Annotated in this window: 14 protein-coding genes; 3 read left to right on the forward strand and 11 right to left on the reverse strand. The window is 68.5% G+C overall.

Going from position 1 to position 16,167, the window contains the following annotated elements; all coding sequences use genetic code 11:
• Positions 1–707: 707 nt before the first annotated feature.
• Complete coding sequence (locus tag ACFY6U_RS17615) at positions 708–2,666, forward strand: Ig-like domain repeat protein (RefSeq protein WP_390039090.1); 1,959 nt, start codon at positions 708–710, stop codon at positions 2,664–2,666.
• 1,114 nt (positions 2,667–3,780) lie between these two features.
• Here the strand turns inward: ACFY6U_RS17615 and ACFY6U_RS17620 are convergent.
• The 8 genes from ACFY6U_RS17620 to ACFY6U_RS17655 all read right to left on the reverse strand — a co-directional run bounded on the left by ACFY6U_RS17620 (position 3,781) and on the right by ACFY6U_RS17655 (position 11,159).
• Complete coding sequence (locus tag ACFY6U_RS17620; RefSeq protein WP_390039092.1) at positions 3,781–4,413, reverse strand: RHS repeat-associated core domain-containing protein; 633 nt, start codon at positions 4,411–4,413, stop codon at positions 3,781–3,783.
• Between the two features lie 288 nt (positions 4,414–4,701).
• Positions 4,702–6,651, reverse strand: a complete 1,950-nt coding sequence (locus tag ACFY6U_RS17625) for a HEAT repeat domain-containing protein (RefSeq protein WP_390039094.1) — start codon at positions 6,649–6,651, stop codon at positions 4,702–4,704.
• Positions 6,648–7,340 carry a DUF7019 family protein gene (locus ACFY6U_RS17630; RefSeq protein ID WP_390039096.1) on the reverse strand — a complete coding sequence of 231 codons (693 nt, stop codon included), beginning with the start codon at positions 7,338–7,340 and terminating at the stop codon, positions 6,648–6,650. The genes ACFY6U_RS17625 and ACFY6U_RS17630 overlap by 4 nt, the downstream gene beginning before the upstream one ends.
• 404 nt (positions 7,341–7,744) lie before the next feature.
• Positions 7,745–8,452: an SDR family oxidoreductase gene (locus ACFY6U_RS17635; protein ID WP_390039098.1), complete on the reverse strand. Its 708-nt coding sequence runs from the start codon at positions 8,450–8,452 to the stop codon at positions 7,745–7,747.
• Between the two features lie 43 nt (positions 8,453–8,495).
• A complete protein-coding gene (locus ACFY6U_RS17640) occupies positions 8,496–8,930 on the reverse strand; it encodes a GNAT family N-acetyltransferase (RefSeq protein ID WP_390039100.1) in 435 nt (144 codons plus the stop codon).
• Entirely contained in the window at positions 8,927–9,445 is a 519-nt protein-coding gene (locus ACFY6U_RS17645) for an aminoacyl-tRNA deacylase (protein WP_390039102.1), read from the reverse strand. The genes ACFY6U_RS17640 and ACFY6U_RS17645 overlap by 4 nt, the downstream gene beginning before the upstream one ends.
• 147 nt (positions 9,446–9,592) lie before the next feature.
• Positions 9,593–10,663, reverse strand: coding sequence for an ISL3 family transposase (locus ACFY6U_RS17650; protein WP_390039104.1), 1,071 nt, complete (start codon positions 10,661–10,663; stop codon positions 9,593–9,595).
• A gap of 16 nt (positions 10,664–10,679) precedes the next feature.
• Positions 10,680–11,159, reverse strand: a complete 480-nt coding sequence (locus tag ACFY6U_RS17655) for a hypothetical protein (RefSeq protein ID WP_390039106.1) — start codon at positions 11,157–11,159, stop codon at positions 10,680–10,682.
• A gap of 285 nt (positions 11,160–11,444) precedes the next feature.
• Here ACFY6U_RS17655 and ACFY6U_RS17660 point away from each other — a divergent pair, with 285 nt between their 5' ends.
• Complete coding sequence (locus ACFY6U_RS17660; RefSeq protein WP_390039108.1) at positions 11,445–12,290, forward strand: helix-turn-helix domain-containing protein; 846 nt, start codon at positions 11,445–11,447, stop codon at positions 12,288–12,290.
• Here the strand turns inward: ACFY6U_RS17660 and ACFY6U_RS17665 are convergent.
• Genes ACFY6U_RS17665 through ACFY6U_RS17675 form a run of 3 tightly spaced genes read right to left on the reverse strand, consistent with a single transcriptional unit; the run spans position 12,287 to position 15,253 of the window.
• Positions 12,287–13,069, reverse strand: a complete 783-nt coding sequence (locus tag ACFY6U_RS17665; protein ID WP_390039110.1) for an enoyl-CoA hydratase — start codon at positions 13,067–13,069, stop codon at positions 12,287–12,289. The genes ACFY6U_RS17660 and ACFY6U_RS17665 overlap by 4 nt on opposite strands.
• A gap of 10 nt (positions 13,070–13,079) precedes the next feature.
• The gene (locus tag ACFY6U_RS17670) at positions 13,080–14,255 is read right to left on the reverse strand and encodes an acyl-CoA dehydrogenase family protein (RefSeq protein ID WP_390039112.1); all 1,176 of its coding nucleotides are present in this window, start codon (positions 14,253–14,255) and stop codon (positions 13,080–13,082) included.
• On the reverse strand, positions 14,252–15,253 hold the full coding sequence (locus ACFY6U_RS17675) for an acyl-CoA dehydrogenase family protein (RefSeq protein WP_390039114.1): 1,002 nt from the start codon (positions 15,251–15,253) through the stop codon (positions 14,252–14,254). Before ACFY6U_RS17675 ends, ACFY6U_RS17670 begins: the two co-directional genes overlap by 4 nt.
• Before the next feature lie 204 nt (positions 15,254–15,457).
• Here ACFY6U_RS17675 and ACFY6U_RS17680 point away from each other — a divergent pair, with 204 nt between their 5' ends.
• Positions 15,458–16,108, forward strand: a complete 651-nt coding sequence (locus ACFY6U_RS17680; protein ID WP_390039116.1) for a TetR/AcrR family transcriptional regulator — start codon at positions 15,458–15,460, stop codon at positions 16,106–16,108.
• Positions 16,109–16,167 lie beyond the last annotated feature (59 nt).

Genomic DNA, 16,167 nt, shown 5'->3' on the forward strand with positions numbered 1-16,167 from the left:
AGAATACCCAGCACTCCAAATGAGACGACGTCTTGCTCTCTGGTGGGGGTTCACGGCGGAGGGGGTTCTGGTCTCACTTGCGATCGTGCTCCCGTTCGGGCTGGCTCTGGGCCTCCCTGTCGGATTCATGCTGGGCCTCGCACGGTCGGTGTGGATGGAGTACCTGGAAGCGCGGATCCACCTGGCCGCACGAGGATGTGTGCCCTGGCGGTTCATGAAATTCCTAGAAGACGCACATGAGCAGCGAGGTGTACTACGGCAGGCAGGAGCGGTGTACCAGTTCCGCCACCTCGACCTCCAACGCCATCTTGCAGGAAGCAACCCTTGATCGGCCGATGTCACGGGAGGCGTCACCTCGGGTGCACGAGGTAGTACGTCTCCGATGACGGTCGACTTCACCGCTGGCATGGGCGGACCACCGCACCCTATGAGTGCGATGTCTCACGTCGACGCGCTGGGGATCCTCAGTAGATGCCGCCCCCGATTGACCAGGCGCGTCGACGAGTTAGAGCTTTGACCAGCGGGGACATCTGACGTCCAAGCGAGAGCCAGGCTGAACGAAGTGAGCCGTCGCACCGGTCTGTCAAGCGCAGAACCGAGGGTGCTGGGTGGGGTGTCGGAGCTGTGGCCTAACCTTCGCTCACCGGCTGCAGGGCCGGTAGCGGCCGCACACAGCGGCCGCACGTCGTTGGGGGGTTTCAATTACCGTGCGTATCCGCACACTTCCGGCTGCCGTCGCGACGGCAGCCCTCTTCAGTTCCGCGGTGCTGGCGACGGCCGGCCCGGCGGCCGCCGACACCAGCGTGCCGATCAGCGTCGGCACCGTGAACGACACCGTCGTCGACGGCGCCCACCAGCACCTCTACATCAGCGGCGACGACACGATCTCCGTCGTCGGCTACGACGGTAAGGTGCTCAGCAAGCTCTCCGGCCTGCCCCAGGTGTCCGACCTCCAGCTGAGCCCGGACGGCAGCACCCTGTACGCCGCGGTCACCGGAGCGGACAAGATCGTCGCGTTCGACACCGCGACGCTCGCACAGACCGCCGAGTACCCGACCGGCGCCGGCACGGCGCCGCGCCGGATCGCCCTCACCGAGGGCCGGATCTGGTTCGGCTACGGCGACCAGTGGGACTCCGGACTCGGCGAGGTCGACCTGACCGCCGACCCGGCCACCGTCACCCTCGACCTCGCGGGCGCCCACGACTTCGCCAGCACGCCGATGCTCTACGCCGACCCGGCGAACCCGGACACCCTGGTCGCCCTGGACGGCGGCATCAGCACCGGGCCGATCGTCGTCTACGACGTGTCGTCGGGCACTCCGGTCATCCGCGTCACCGCGAACGAGGGCGGCTTCTACCGGGACGCCGCGCTCACGCCGGACGGCCAATCGGTCCTCGTGGTCGGGCAGGGGCACCGGGCGGTCGTCGAATACCGGCTCTCCGACCTCCAGGAGGTGCACGAGTACCCGGTCAACAGCGAGTCGGAGACCGTCAGCGTCGCCCCGGACGGCACGGTCGCGGCGACCTCGCTCGACACCGAGAACACCGGTGACACCTACGTCTTCCCCGGCGGCGCCGACGCCCCGGCCAGCGTCCGCAACCTGTCGGACTCGTGGATGCCGTGGGGCGGGCACTCGACGGCCTGGTCGGCGGACGGCACGAAGCTGTTCGTGCTGACCGGAACGACGGACTTCAGACAGTTGCAGACCGTCACCGAACCGCGCAAGTACGTGACGAAGCTGACCGTCGACGCCCCGGCCACCGGCACGCGCGGCAAGGCGCTCACCGTCAAGGGCACCCTCACGGCCGGTCTGCAGGTGCCCGCCGGGACACCACTGAACGTCACGCGCACCGACCTGCTGTCCCCCTCGGGCAAGTCGCTCGGCACCAGGCCGCTGGGCGCGAACGGCACCTTCTCCTTCACCGACGCGCCGCCCGCCGGCGGCAAGGTGCGCTACACGGTGACCTACGCCGGCGACGCCGCGCACACCCCGGCATCCGCCTCGGACACCGTCACCGTCCCCCGCGCCACGCCCGCCCTGACGCTCACCAACAACAAGAAGACCTACGCCTACGGCAAGAACGTCGTCTTCACCGCACACCTCGGCACCACCTACAGCAACCGCACGGTGGAGATCTGGGCCGACCCCTACGGCAGCGACAAGCCGAACAAGCTCCTCAAGACCGGCAAGACCGACGCACACGGCAACCTCTCCGCCACCGTCACCATGTCCCGCGACACCGCCGTGACCGCCGTCTTCAAGGGCGACGCCCGTTACGCCGGCCGCACCGTCAAGTCCACCGCCTACGCACACGTGAAAACCGCCAGCTCACTGTCCAAGTACTACCGCACCGGCACGATCGGCTCGACCCGGTACCGCTTCTACCACAAGAACACCGACGCCGTCCTGACCACCACGATGACCTACCACAAGGGCCGCAAGGAGCGCCTGGACCTCCAGGTCTACTCAGGCGGCAAGTGGTACACCACGGACTCGGAGTACTTCTCCCTCGGCACCAACGGCAAGTCCGTCGTCAACCTCGGACACCCCGGGACCTCGGGCATACGCGCCCGGGTGCGCACCTCCTACATCGACCCGTCCTCGGGCGACAACGTCAACACCACCACATACGGCACCTGGAACTACTTCTACTTCAGCAACTGACCAGGCCGGACGCGGGACAGGGGCGGCGGCACGCAGGACGCGCCGCCGCCCTCTCACGCCCATGCCTCAACCGACGCGGCACATCAGACCGGAACGGCACGCCGGCCCTTCACGGCCGCAGTGCCAAACGAGCCAAGCCGGGCGGTCGTCCCTGCGTGTCTGACCCGCAGGGACGACGGGCATCTGCGGCGTGCACGCCCTCGAAATAGCCATCGGTACCGTCACCCTACGAACGGGGCCGCCGCGGATGATCAGGTAGGTCTCGATGTCCACGAGCAACACTCCAAGGTCTGCCCTCATTCGTCGCTCTTCCCCCACAGCTGTGGCATGTGCACAATCAGTTCCAAGCGATGACCGTAGGGGGGCGGGTGGCTGACTCAGGAATCCCTGTTGCGCTGGTCGGTTTGGGGGGTGCGGTCGTCGGAGCCGCGGCTGTGGCGTTAGCTAGCAAACTCACCGGAGATGCCACCTTCAACGCCGCACTTCTGAGCCAAATAAACTCGTACCAGGCTGGCCTGACGAACTTTTGCAACCCCTACGTGGCAGCCGGTTTCCGCCTGCAACCGGCCCTGTCGGGTGCCACCCCAGAAGTGCCATGGCGTCCCCTCATGCCGGAACTACCGAACATTCCACCTCCATGGGCACCTATGTGCCTCAGCCCACAGAGACTCTTTCAATTTCCGCATGAAATGCGAAGAAAAGCCCACTATCTGGATGAGCGAATTCCGGCACACCAGGCGCGGTTCACCCCGTTTCTCGATCCTCAGACGCACGGGATGGTTCAGCAACTGCACGTCGACACGGTAGCTGTTGTCGACCTGTACACACGGGAGTTCAACGAACTTTTAAAACGGGGCCTCGGCGTGAGATAGAGCGGTGACACGTGCGCCTCGTTCGCCCGCAGACACCGCGGGGGTCAGGCAGGAGAACCGCGCTCGAGCGGGAAGACCAATCAGATCAGGATGCTTCACAGTCAGCGGGTGAGCAATGCTCAGAACCTGCGGATCAGTCCGGGAAGGACGTACCTTCCCGGGTGATTGATCGATAGGTCACCGAGCAAGACCGGTGTTCGCAGCACCGGCCGGGGAAGGTACGTCCGTGCTGACCAACTCGGCTACCAAGTGACCCTCCAAGCAGAAGGAGCTGCCTGACCAGCGGCTACGGACACGGGACGGGGGATTTTCGAATCAGGCGGCGGACCGTGATGCCGATCATCGTCAAGAAGCGACGTCTCTATGCCATCGTCATCAAGTGCAGGGCTTGAATTCTTCTTCCGATTCCGTGCTCGGATCACGAGGAGGACTATCACGGGGGCCACCAGTACCAATATCGCTCCTATCGCGATCTTGAGGAGGACCTGAGACCAACTCTGCTGATGCTGGATCCCCTCGTACACTCGAAGAGACGTATTGATGTCGGTGCAGTTGACCGGGTCACCGTTGCAGTAATCGTGTGCGGTGGCGCTGCCGTTTTGGATGGGGTCCGTCTGGAGGAAGCGGCCGATCTCCGGGCTGTAGAGGCGCTGGCCCATCAGCGTGACACCGGTGGGGGTGTCACTGGCCCACTGGGCGGTGCCGAGCCAGCCGTAGCGCGAGGTGTTGGTGGTGTTGCCGTACTCGTCGTAGGAGTAGGCGGTCGCGGTGGTGGTGGCCGTGGCCAGGGTCACCGCGATGTCGCCGTGCAGGTCGGCCAGCTGGAGGGTGACGGAACCGCTCGCCGAGGTGGTGGCGCCCAGGACGCCGGCCACGTCAGTGACCGCCTGGCGCTGTGCCGCGTCCAGGGTCCAGGTCTGTCGGCTGGTGCTGGTCGCCTCGCTGCGGGCCAGTTCGTTCGTGTCCCTGACCCCGACGGCCGCATTCGGACACCGCCACCCGTACGAGCCGACGTTGATGGCGCTTCCTGAAAACGGGCACCCGTATTCCTCGCCCCACTTGATCCGGCTCTCAAGCGAGTGGGGAGGTGGGATTAGCCGTGAGTACGTGATGAGCCGATGCCGCTCGCTTGATCTGTCCGAAGACCCCGGATATGCCTTCGGTCAGGCGGAGCCGGCTCGGCCAGCGAGAGTGTTGACCGCTTCACGAGCTGCGTCGTGCGAGAGGTAGCCGACGTCCGACATGTAGTACTTCAGGACGGCGCGGGCGGCCGCCGGGTCGTCGATGTGGGAGAGCCCACGCAGAGCGGCTCCGGGGAGGTCCCGGATGGGTGTGGAACCCAGTTTCTCCGGACGCTCAATGATCCGGCACAGGGCGTTGACCGTGCGCGGGTCACACAATCGCGCAATACCGTCGACCGCGTGCAGCGCGGCCTGCGTGTCGTCCTCGACGGCGATGGCCGTCAGGGTGTCAAGGTCGGCTATGTCTGCGCATCGGGCGAGCAACGACACCACATCCGTGCGGAGCTGGCCCACGGCGGTGGCGAGCAGAATACGCAGGGCAGGGCGGGCGGTGGCACCGTGGTTTCGGAGGGCTTGCAGTGCGGCTGCCTGGACGTCTGGGCTGCGGTCGGTGGCGGCCTGCGTGAGCGATTCCACTGCTTGAGGCGAGCCGGGCAGCCTGCCGAGAGCCTCGGCCGCGCGCAGCCGGATCGACTCGACCGGTTCGCCAAGTGCTTCCCTCAGCGCCGGTTCGGATTCGGGGGTGCCCAGCTGCCCGAGCGCCCAGGCTGCGCGGGCCCGGAGGCGCCCAGGGGTCTCTGGGTCGGTGAGCAGTCCGATCAGGGGTGCCGTGGCGGGCAGGTGACGAAGGCGGCCCACGGCGTCCACGGCGGCGGTCCGTACGGGTAGGGTCCTGGCCTCGGTGAGCAGGTCGAGGAGCTTGGGCGCCGCGCGCCGGTCGCCGAGCAGGCCCAGTGCCGTGGCCGCGCCACGCTGCTGTTGGTTCGTTCCGTCGGTGAGCAGGGTCAACAGCCAAAGTGCGGGCGAAGGTTGCAGAGCGGCCAGTGCGTGCGCAAGGTTCTCATCAATCTCGTCGTCGGTCAGTGCCCCGACCAGTGCCGTCATGGCTTCGTGACCACCGATCCGGGCGATCGCGTGCGCCGCCGCACGCCGCACGGTTGGGGCAGGGTCCTCGCTCAATCGGATCCGCAGGGCGGGCAGGTCCTCCGGATCGCCCTGCGTGCCGAGGCCGAGGCAGACGCTGGCGCGCACAGCCGGATCGGCGTTTGTAACCAACCACCGCAGGTGCCGGAGCCCGTACGGGGTGCTGGCGAAAACCTCAGCGATCGCTTCGGAGATCCGCTGGTCGGGGTCGCCCAAGGCGGCTTCGGCGAAGGTGGGGCGGCCGTAGCCTCTCACGCTGGTGAGGTCGAGCTGCCGCAGGGCCTCGGCAGCGGCCCGGCGCAGTTCCGACGGCATCGTGCCCGTCCCGACCAGGAAGTCCAGCGCCGCTGCCGCCCGTGCGGAGCTCAAACGGCCGAGCGTGCGTACCGCCTCGGTTCCAAGGCCGTCGTCCCGGGAACTGTCGGCCCTGGGTAGCAGGTCCCACAGCACTGCGAGGAGGCCCGGGACGGCGCTGGCGTCTCCGATGCCGGCGAGAGCGCCCAGCACCGCCCTCCAGCAGGGCGTGTAGGGGACCAGCATGTCGAGCAGCGGCTGTACTGCGCGTGGATCACCGATGTCGCCGAGCGCCCGGGCCGCCGCCTCACGGGGTGAGCCGCCCCGGCGCAGGACGGCGATCAGGTCAGGTACGGCGCGCCGCTCACCCAACTGTCCCAGGCACCGGGCGACGGTCTCGACGATCAGTGGGTGCTCGGCAGGGTCTTGCAGGCACCTCAGTAGGGCGTCCGCCGCTGTCCGGCCGCCGATGTCAGAAAGGAATTCTGCCGCGTATTGCGCGGTGTGTCTGTCGGCGCGTTCGAGGGTCCGGCAGAGGCCGTCGATATCCTGGTGGAGCCGCATCAACGCGACGTCGGCCTGCGGCAACACGATTAATCTCTGCCGGCCGGCTCTGGAAACCGCGCGGTTTTCGGGCCGGCGGTGCGCGCTCACTGGCCCTCCCCGGAGAGCGCGACATAGAGGGGTGTGCCGATGAGTACTCTGACGGGCCGGCCGTTGGGATCCTGCGTCGCCCCTACCAGGAGGCGCCGAGCGAGGAACTCGCATTCCTGGCTCGGCCCCGTGATCTGGTCGGCGCAGCCGATGACTTGCCGCAGCGAATCCTGGTCGGACGGACGAGCACTCCGAGTGAGGGGAGAGTTCGACTCCTGGACCTGGTGACGGTCGTCCCATTCCGCCTGGTCCCGCTCGAGGAGGGTGAAGAGCGTCGGGAGCATCGACCCGGAGTAGCCGATCGGGACCGCCTCGGGAGCCGCCCCGGATCCGATGAGATGGTGCGCCGACCCGATCAGGGCGATCACTGTCCCCTGCCACGCACCTGTGAATAACAGCAGCCCGGTTGACTCGTCGCCGTAGATCATCGAACGGAGCCCGAGCCGCCCCCGGAACCAGGCAGAGGGCTCCTCTAGCCCTGATACATCCTCGTCCCGTTCAATAGCGCGCTCGACGACAGCCAACCGCTGATACCTGGTGGCTTCGGGTGCCGCCCCGGTCTGGACGGTCATACTGACGAGCTTGAGGTCGATCTTGAACTCGGCCGCGAACCGGGACAGCCGCTTGGGAGGAATCTGCCCGAGGAGCAGGTTGAGCTTGACGTCCGAGACATAGACGTAATAGCGCATACTGCGGAATCCCCCTGCTCCCGTGCCGACGCTCACCTCCCTTCCCGGAGTCGGGATGCTTACTCCCGGAGCTGTAGGTCGACTTCCTCGATCGGTACGTCGTTGATACTGGCCTCGCGCCGGACGGATGGGCCCCGTCCTCGTGCACTCCGTCCAGCAGGCGGCGCCGACTCAAGTGTGCCCAGCAACACTGGGCCCGCAAGAGCGCCTTGGACTCGCTCACGCGATATGACTCGCGCACCCTGCACCAGCCCGCATGGTTTGCCCGGGGAATGAAGCCGAGCAACATTGAGGCTGCCCCGAGCATCTGGTGGGGAGGTTCAGGGTGCTGTCAGCGATCTCGTGAAGTTTCTCCGCCTCTCCTCTCGGTGGTCCGTGGCGGGGGACGCCGTTGCGAGGGGGTGTTACGGGCGCCGGGCGGAAGCTGTTGTGCCGGGAGTGAGTCCCAGGGCTGCCTTGGCCTGCCGGGTGCGTTCGTCGGCGAGGACTTCCGTCCGACCCGCTTCGACGGCGGCGAACGTCTGCTCGGCGATTGCTTCCGGGGTGTTCTTGGGACCGGTGACATGGGCGGCCATATCCGTGTCGATGTATCCGCAGTGCACGCCGATGACGAGGACGCCAGTGCCGTGGAGTTCACCGCGAATCCCATTGGTCAGGGCCCAAGCGGCGGCCTTGGAAGCGCTGTAGGAGCCCATCGCAGGGTTGGTGAACCAGCTCGCGATGGACAGTACGTTGACGATGGCGCCGGGCGGGTTGCCTTTGAGCAGCGGGGCGAAGGCGCGGCACATGGCGAGCGTGCCGAAGTAGTTGACCTCCATCTCCGCGCGGGCGGCGTCAAGGTCGGGCGCGGCCAGCAGGGGGCTGTCGGTAAGGACGCCGGCGTTGTTGACCAGCAAGGTCACGTCGGAGCACGTCTCGGCCGCCGCGGCTACCTGAGCGGGATCGGTGATGTCGAGGCGGACCGGTATCACGCCGGGCTCGCGGACTGACCGCGGGTCGCGGGCCCCACCGTAGACGCGGTGTGCGCCGCGTTGCAGAAACAGCCGGGCCATCATCTGCCCAAGTCCCCGGTTCGCGCCGGTCACCAGTGCCGTCGCCCCCTGGATCTGCATGGCTTCCCCGTCTCGCCCGGCCGGTTGGTCGACAGATTCCCGATCATGTGATGGACCATTTGAGATGAACGGCGGTCTCGTGGAACCCCAGAGCGCGATAGAAATCGGCCGCTCTGCGGGTCGGCACGGTCACCTCGACATCTTTCGCCTCCCGGGCCTTTGCCTGTGCGGCCCGGATCAGCGCAGAACCCGCACCGCGGCCCCGCTGTGGCTCGGCCACGGTGAGTTCGAGCAGTTCGAGGATCGTTCCGCCGGCGAACAGGGTGGGTATCCGCAGCGCAAGCAGGTACCCGACCACACACGAGTCCTGCTCGGCGACCAGGAACTCGGCGCTGCCGTCCGAGGCGGCCTCGATAATCCGGGGGAACGTGGCCTCGTCGAAAACCGCTCGGTCGGGCCGGTAGCTCGTCACGAACCCGCTCAGCAGACGGTAGATGTCGTCGGCGTCCGAGGGCGTAGCCGAGCGGATGATCGTCATGTCGGCCCGTCCGCCGGGAGGTCGACGATCGACGCCGTAGCGGCCCCTGGGACGGCAGCCATGAGCTCCGCCGCCTCGATCTCGATACTGCTGCCGGGCCGACCGCTGCCGCAGTGGACACGTCCCAGGCTGCTGACCGTCCAGTCGAACACCACCACCGCAGCCCGGTCCGCGGACACGGGGCACACCCCGCCCGGCTGCATCCCCGCCCGCGCCAGCCGCCCGGCATCGGCGGGAGACAGGTCGCCTCGGCGGATCCCGGTCGCGCGGGCGAGGGCGCCGTACCGCAGCCGCGCATGGCCGGGCAGCACCGCCAGCAGGAGACGGTCCTCGGGGGTGACGAATGCCAAGGTCTTGACGGTTCGCTCCAACGGAACGCCCAACGTGGCACAGGCCTCCACCGGACCGGTCGCGTCAGGGTGCTCCTGCAGCCGGAAGGACACACCGAGCGAAGCGAGGATCTCCGGTGGACCGATGGGTGCGAGACCATTCACCTCGCCGAGATTACCGTGCACTGTACGGGAGTTGTCCGCCTTTTGCGGAGCAGAAGGCGGCCACGCCGCTCCACCGGGACCTACCCGCGGTTGAAATCTCAACCAAGCGAGGGGGGCGAGCAGAGCCGGCCATTCAGGGTTCTGGCAGCGATCTCATGAAAGCCGAGGTCAGGGCCGTGCCAGGATGCGAGCTCGCAAGAGCGCGAAGGACGCGCGACCGTACATGCTTCTCTTGAGGAGCTTGACTCTGCAGACATGTCCCTCGACTACGCCCGAGCTGTAGGCAAGGGTAAGTCCGGCAGTGACGGCGTCAAGGTCCTGACGGAGGAAGCCGGCGAAGGACCGGATCGACCGCTGACCGCATCGTTCGCCCTGGCGGATCCACTCGGTGAGCAGATGGCCCCGGCGGTTTCGGACCAGGTCGGTGAAGGCACGGGCGATATTGCACGCTTCGGTGATGTCCGGGCATGCCAGCCGGACGCGTTCCAACTCAGCGGCTTGACGAGGTGAGAGCTTTTCGCGTGGCCGCATGATCCATCCGCTGATGGTGCGTGGGCTCGGGATCGGTGCGGGGGCAGGGACGGCGGAGCCCTCGCGCAGTGTTCGCACGTAGCGGGAGAGCGTTGAGTAGCCGCCGGAGAAGCCGCGTTCGCAGATCTGGTCGTACAAGTCTTTGGCGTTGGTGTGGCCGGCGGCGAACTGGGCCTGGAGGTAAGACTTGAAGCGGTCGAGGGGCACGTTCCGCCGGTCGCGGGCTGAGTCGAGGAGAACGTCGAAGTCGGTGTCGCGGTAACGGCGGACGGCCTTGCGGTCGAGTCCGAGACGGCGAGCGATCTCACTGATCGGGCAGCCGGTCTCGACCATGCTGCTGATCACCTCGTGTCGGCGTCGGACCCGGTCCACGATCAGCGTGGTCGGCACGAGCTCCAAGGCGGACTGCCGCGGTTGAGCCTGCCGCCGTTGTTCAGCGTATTTCCGCAGGCAGGCGCGGTGTTCGTGGCAGACCCGTTCGACTGCGAGAGACAGGTAGCGCAGCAGGTGCCAGCGATCAGCCACCTCAGTGGCGCCAGGGGCGGCCTCCTTGACGGCACGGGTGTAGGCGCTCGCCCGGTCCCGGCACACGACCTCGGCACCGGCATGGTCACGGAGCCAAGCGGCCAGCGTCTCGGAACTTCGATCTGGCAGGACGTCGACGAGCTGATGGGTGGGTGCCCCACCCCCGGGCAGAGGGTAGGGCATCCCTGCGCCGAGGGGATCAGTTGATGTGGTGGACGGTGACGGTCACCTCTCCGTCCGGGCCGGGGATGGTGTACGCACCGGGGCCGTGGAAGAGCTCGCAGCCCTGGGCGAGGATGTCGTCGGCGTTGTAGCCGGTGTCGTCCTCGCCGACGTAGGCGCACACCTCGGTGATCAGGTGGTCGGCGAACCTGTGCGTGACGCCGGCCTCGGGGTAGCGCGGCACGGTGGGGGTGTTGATGTCCAGGTCCGGGTGCTCCCACAGGGTGGTCTGCCGGGGGCCGAAGTCCTTCACGAAGACCCGCCCGTAGGGTTCGGGCAGGTTGTTGTCGTCCTTCTCCTGAGGGTTGGAGAACTCGATCGAGTAGGTGACGAGCCCACCGGGGTACCGCGCCTGCGCAGCGGACTGTGCCTGAGCCGATCCGGCACTCACCACTCCGGCCAGCAGCAGGCCCGTAGAGGCGACGGCCGCCAGCCGGCCCATGGACGTCGGACGCATCCCTGATCCCCTTTCACTCAACGTAGCCAATCGACTACGCTCCGAAGATAGGTGGGGTCATACGGCCGATCGGTGAGAGCTCTGGGCAAACCACCCCGCCGGATGGTGCCGATGCTCTGCGGCATGGCCCAGTGCGCCGGGTGGCCACCCCCCTTAAAATTCGACCCAGTGGGTGCGCACAGAGCAGTTCAACGCGCTGACCAGGGTAAGGGTGGTGTGGCGGACCCGGCAGCCTATGACTGCCGGTACCAGGCACGGCGACGGCAGACGGTGTTGACTGGGGGCATGACGGCGACGGAACTGGGGCAGGCGCTGCGGCGCTGGCGGGACCGCGTCGCCCCGGACGCGGCGGGGCTGCCGGCCGGCGGCCAGCGGCGGGCGGCCGGGCTGCGGCGCGAGGAGCTGGCGCTGCTGGCCGGCATCTCGGTCGACTACGTGACGCGCCTCGAACAGGGCCGGGCGGCCAATCCGTCCGTGCAGGTCGTCGAGGCGCTGGCCCGGGCACTGCGGGTCTCCGCCGACGAGCGGAGGTATCTGTTCGGGCTGGCGGGACTGGTGCCGCCGGGTCCGGACATGGTGCCCGGGTACATCACGCCCAGCGTGCAACGGCTGCTGGACCGGCTGGCCGGCACTCCGGTGGCGGTCTCCGACGCGGCCATGACCCTGCTGGTGGCCAACCCGATGTACGCGGCGCTGATGGGCGACCCGTCCCAGCTGCGCGGCTTCCAGCGCAACGGCGTGTGGCGGAACTTCCTGGACTGGCCGACCCGGGTGCGGCACACCCCGGAGGAACGGCGCGCCTTCGAGGCCGGCATGGTCGCCGAGCTGCGCTCCACGGCCGCCCGCTATCCCGGCGACCGCCAACTGCATCGACTGATCGCCGAGTTGCGTGCCGGGAGCAAGCGGTTCGCCGAGCTGTGGGACGCGGGGATCGTCGGCCGGCTCGAGGCCTCGCGCAAGACGATCGAGCATCCGCAGGCGGGCCTGCTGACCCTGGACTGCGACCAGCTCCGGATCGAGGAGCAGGACCTGCACATCCTCGTGTACTCGGCCGAGCCCGGCACCGAGGACGCCGAGAAGCTGGCGCTGATCTCGGTGCTCGGCACCCAGAGCCTGGCCGAGCGGCACTAGCGCAGCTTCTCCTTCATCTCGTCCAGCTTCGCCAGGATCGGGTAGCCGCTGACGCTCAGCGCGTTGCCGTGTCCGGTCTGGTGGACGTCGAAGACGGACTGGACCGCGGCGTAGAAGCCCTGCACGTCCAGGGTCTGGTTGACGGCGCGCTTCGCCTGGCGCAGCCCGAAGGCGGGCATCGCGGCGATGCGTTCGGCGAGTTCCCGGGTGGCCGTGTCCAACTCGGCGCGCGGGACGACCCGGTTGACCATGCCCACCTTCTCGGCCTCCTCGGCGGTCAGCGGGCGGCCGGTGAACAGGATCTCCTTGGCCTTGCGGGGGCCCAGTTCCCAGGTGTGCCCGTGGTATTCGACGCCGCCGATGCCCATGGTGACGACCGGGTCGGAGAACAGGGCGTCCTCGGCGGCCACGATCAGGTCGCAGGGCCAGCACAGCATCAGCCCGCCGGCGATGCAGCGGCCCTGCACGGCGGCGATGGACGGCTTCGGCACATTGCGCCAGCGCAGTGTGTACTCCAGGTACCGGCGGTTCTCGGCGCGGTAGATCCACTCCAGGGTGATCTCGTCGGGGCCCGGCCAGCGGTCCTTGAGGTCGTGCCCGGCGGAGAAGTGCTTCCCCTCGGCACGCACCACGATCACCTTCACCTCCTCGTCCTCGGCGGCCCGTGTCCAGGCGGCGTCGAGCTCGTCGAGAAGAGCGGCGTTCTGGGCGTTGGCGACCTCGGGCCGGTTGAGGGTGAGAGTGGCGATGCCGTCCTTCACCTCGTACAGGATGTGCACGGACCTCTCCTCAGCGTCGGGGCAGACCGAGCACCCGCTCGGCGATGATCGTGCGCTGGATCTCGGACGTGCCGCCGGCGATGGTGCCGCCGAAGCTGCGGGCGAAGCGGTTGAACCAGCTGGCGGAGTCGTCGTCGAAGCTCATGTGGAAGTACGGCGCCGTCCTTGCCGGATGGACCAGTCCGTCCGGGCCGGACGCCTCCAGGACGTGTTCCAGGGCGTGCTGTGCCGCCTCCGAGCCGAACACCTTCAGCACGGACAGCGCGGGTACGTCCTGCTCGCCGCGGGCGGCGCGGGCGAGCGCGGCCGAACCGAGCAGCCGTAGCGCCTGGAGGTCCATGAGCAGGGTGGCGTACCAGTCCTTCTGCAGGTCGCCGGCGGGCCGGAAGTCGTGTGCCACGGCCTCCAGGCGTTCGGCCTCGCCCAGCCACATCAGGGTGCGCTCGTGTCCGAGGGAGCCGTTGGCGACCCGCCAGCCCTGGTTGAGGGGGCCGACGAGGTTCTCGGCGGGCACCCTGACGTTCTCGAAGAAGACCTCGTTGAAGTCCTTGTCGTCGGGGCCGGTGTAGGAGGCGAAGGGGCGGCGGGTCACGCCAGGCGTGTCGGTGGGGATGAGCAGGACGCTGATGCCCTTGTGCTTGGGGGCGTCCGGGTCCGTGCGGACGAAGGCGAGGAGCACGTCGGCGTCGTGGGCGCCGGACGTCCAGACCTTCTGGCCGTTGACGGTGAAGTGGTCGCCGTCGCGTTCGGCCCGGGTGCGCAGGGAGGCGAGGTCGGAGCCCGCGCCGGGCTCGCTCATGCCGAGGGCCGCGGTGATCTCGGCGCGCAGGATGGGCACGGCCCAGCGGCGCTTCTGCTCCTCGGTGCCGAAGGAGAGCAGGGAGGCGGCGATGATGCCGACGCCCTGAGGGTTGAAGCTGTGGCAGATGCGGCGCCGGGACAGCTCCTCGCGGTGCACGTACTGCTGGATGACCGTGGCGCCCCGGCCGCCGAACTCGGGCGGATTGCCGGGCAGCAGCCAGCCCTCGTCGAACTGGAGGCGCTGCCAGCGCCTGGCCCACTCGGGCAGGTGCGCGGTGGAGCGGGAGCGTTCGGCGGCCTCGGCCTCGGCGGGCAGGTTGGCCGCCAGGAACGCCGCGAACTCGGCGCGGAAGGCCTCGACCTCGTCGTCGAAGGACAGTCTCATGACACTCCCCCGGCAGCCCACTGTTCGGCTATGGACGCCCGGTGCTCGGTGGCCCCGCCCAGCATCAGCTCGCCCGCCTTGGCCCGCTTGATCGCGAACTGCAGGTCGTTCTCCCAGGTGTGCCCCATCGCGCCGAACAACTGCACGGCGTTACGGAACACCAGGGCCTGGCACTCACCGGCCGACGCCTTGGCCATGGCGGCCGCGAGCGGGCGCCGCGGGTCGTCCTCGGCGAGGGTCAGGGCGGCGAAGTAGGCGAGGGCGCGGGCCCGTTCGACGGCCACGTGCATGTCGGCCGCCTTGTGCTGGACGGCCTGGAAGGAGCCGATGGGGGCGTCGAACTGGCGGCGGGTGCGGGCGTGGTCGAGGACCAGGTCGAGGGCCCGGCGGCAGGCGCCGACCATGGTCAGGGCCATGCCGGTCAGGGCGAGGTGGCGGGCGCGCGCCGGGTCCGCGCTGCTGCGGTCCCCCGCGCCGACCCGGACCCGGGCGAGGGTGACCTCGGCGAGGTGCAGGACGGGGTCGAAGGCCGGGGTGCGTACGGCGGTCACCGCGCTGGCGGGAACGACGAAGACGCCCGCGTCGGTGACCACGGCGAGGCGGTCGGCGCGGTCGCCGTCGAGTACGTGCCGGGCGGTGCCCTCCAGGATCCAGCCGCCGTCGGCGGGGGTCGCCGTGACGCCCGAGTGGACGGCGGTGCCGGACCGGGCGGGGTCGGCGAACTCCGGTGCGAGCGGGGCGAACTGGGTCAGCGTCGCCAGGTAGGGCGTGGGGTCGGTGGCCCGGCCCAGCTCCTCCAGGACGATCGCCAGCTCGACCGCGTCGGCCGGATCGGTCAGCTCGGTCCAGCCGAGGTCCACGTAACCGCGCCACAGCGGTGCCGGGTCGGCGCCGTCGTCGGCCACCGCGCGCACCAGCGCCGGCGGGCACTCCTTGAGGACGGCCTTGTGCACGGTGTCCTGCCACAGCCGTTGCTCGGCGTCGAACTCAAACAGCATCGGCGCCTCCGCGCACGAAGACCCCTGCCGGTGCCGCCCCCTGCACGCCCCATGCCACGAACAGCCTCCTTGACGAGAATGTCATTCTCCGAATTGGCAATCAGCAGTCTTCTCCATATCTCCGGTGCTGTCCAGACTCGGCATCGACCGCTTCCCGATGCGGTGCAGTAATGTTCTCCCATGGCACAGAAGGCGGATCAGCCCGTGAGCACCCCGACCGAGGAACCGGCCTGGAAGCAGCGCGCCGTGGAGCGCTCCACCCAGGCGGCGAAACGCCGGGCCGAACAGAGGGTGGAGCGGTTCCTCGACGCGGCCCAGGCGATCATGGCGGAGAAGGGCACGACCGACTTCACCGTGCAGGAGGTCGTCGACCGCTCCAAACAGTCACTGCGGAGCTTCTACCAGCACTTCGACGGCAAGCACGAGCTGCTGCTCGCGCTGTTCGAGGACGCGATGAGCAAGTCCGCGGAACAGTTGCGGGCCCTCGCCGCCGGGCAGTCCGACCCCCTGGACCGGCTCAGGGTGGTCGTCCAGGAGCTGTTCGAGAGCTCCCGCCCCGACCTGGCCACCCAGCAGCAGCCGCTGTTCACCGACTTCGCGCTGCGCCTGCTGATGTCACACCCGGCCGAGATGCGGGTCGCGAACGCTCCGCTGCTCGCGCTGTTCACCGAGCTGATGCAGGATCTGGAGGACGCGAACCTGCTGCGCTCGGGCTTCAAGCCCAAGCGGGTGGCGGCGCTGACCATGCAGACCGTCATGTTCAACGCCCAGTCCAGCGCCCAGGACGCGGCGCATCCGCTGACCGCGGACGAGATCTGGGACTACTGCGCGAACGGGATCACGGGCGAGGACTAGTCCGAGCCGGGCCGGCCGCCGCACCGGCGGCCGGCCCGGGGGAACCCATCACGAGAGCG

Source organism: Streptomyces sp. NPDC013157, assembly GCF_042899865.1.
In the GTDB taxonomy this organism is placed as follows: Bacteria; Actinomycetota; Actinomycetes; order Streptomycetales; family Streptomycetaceae; genus Streptomyces.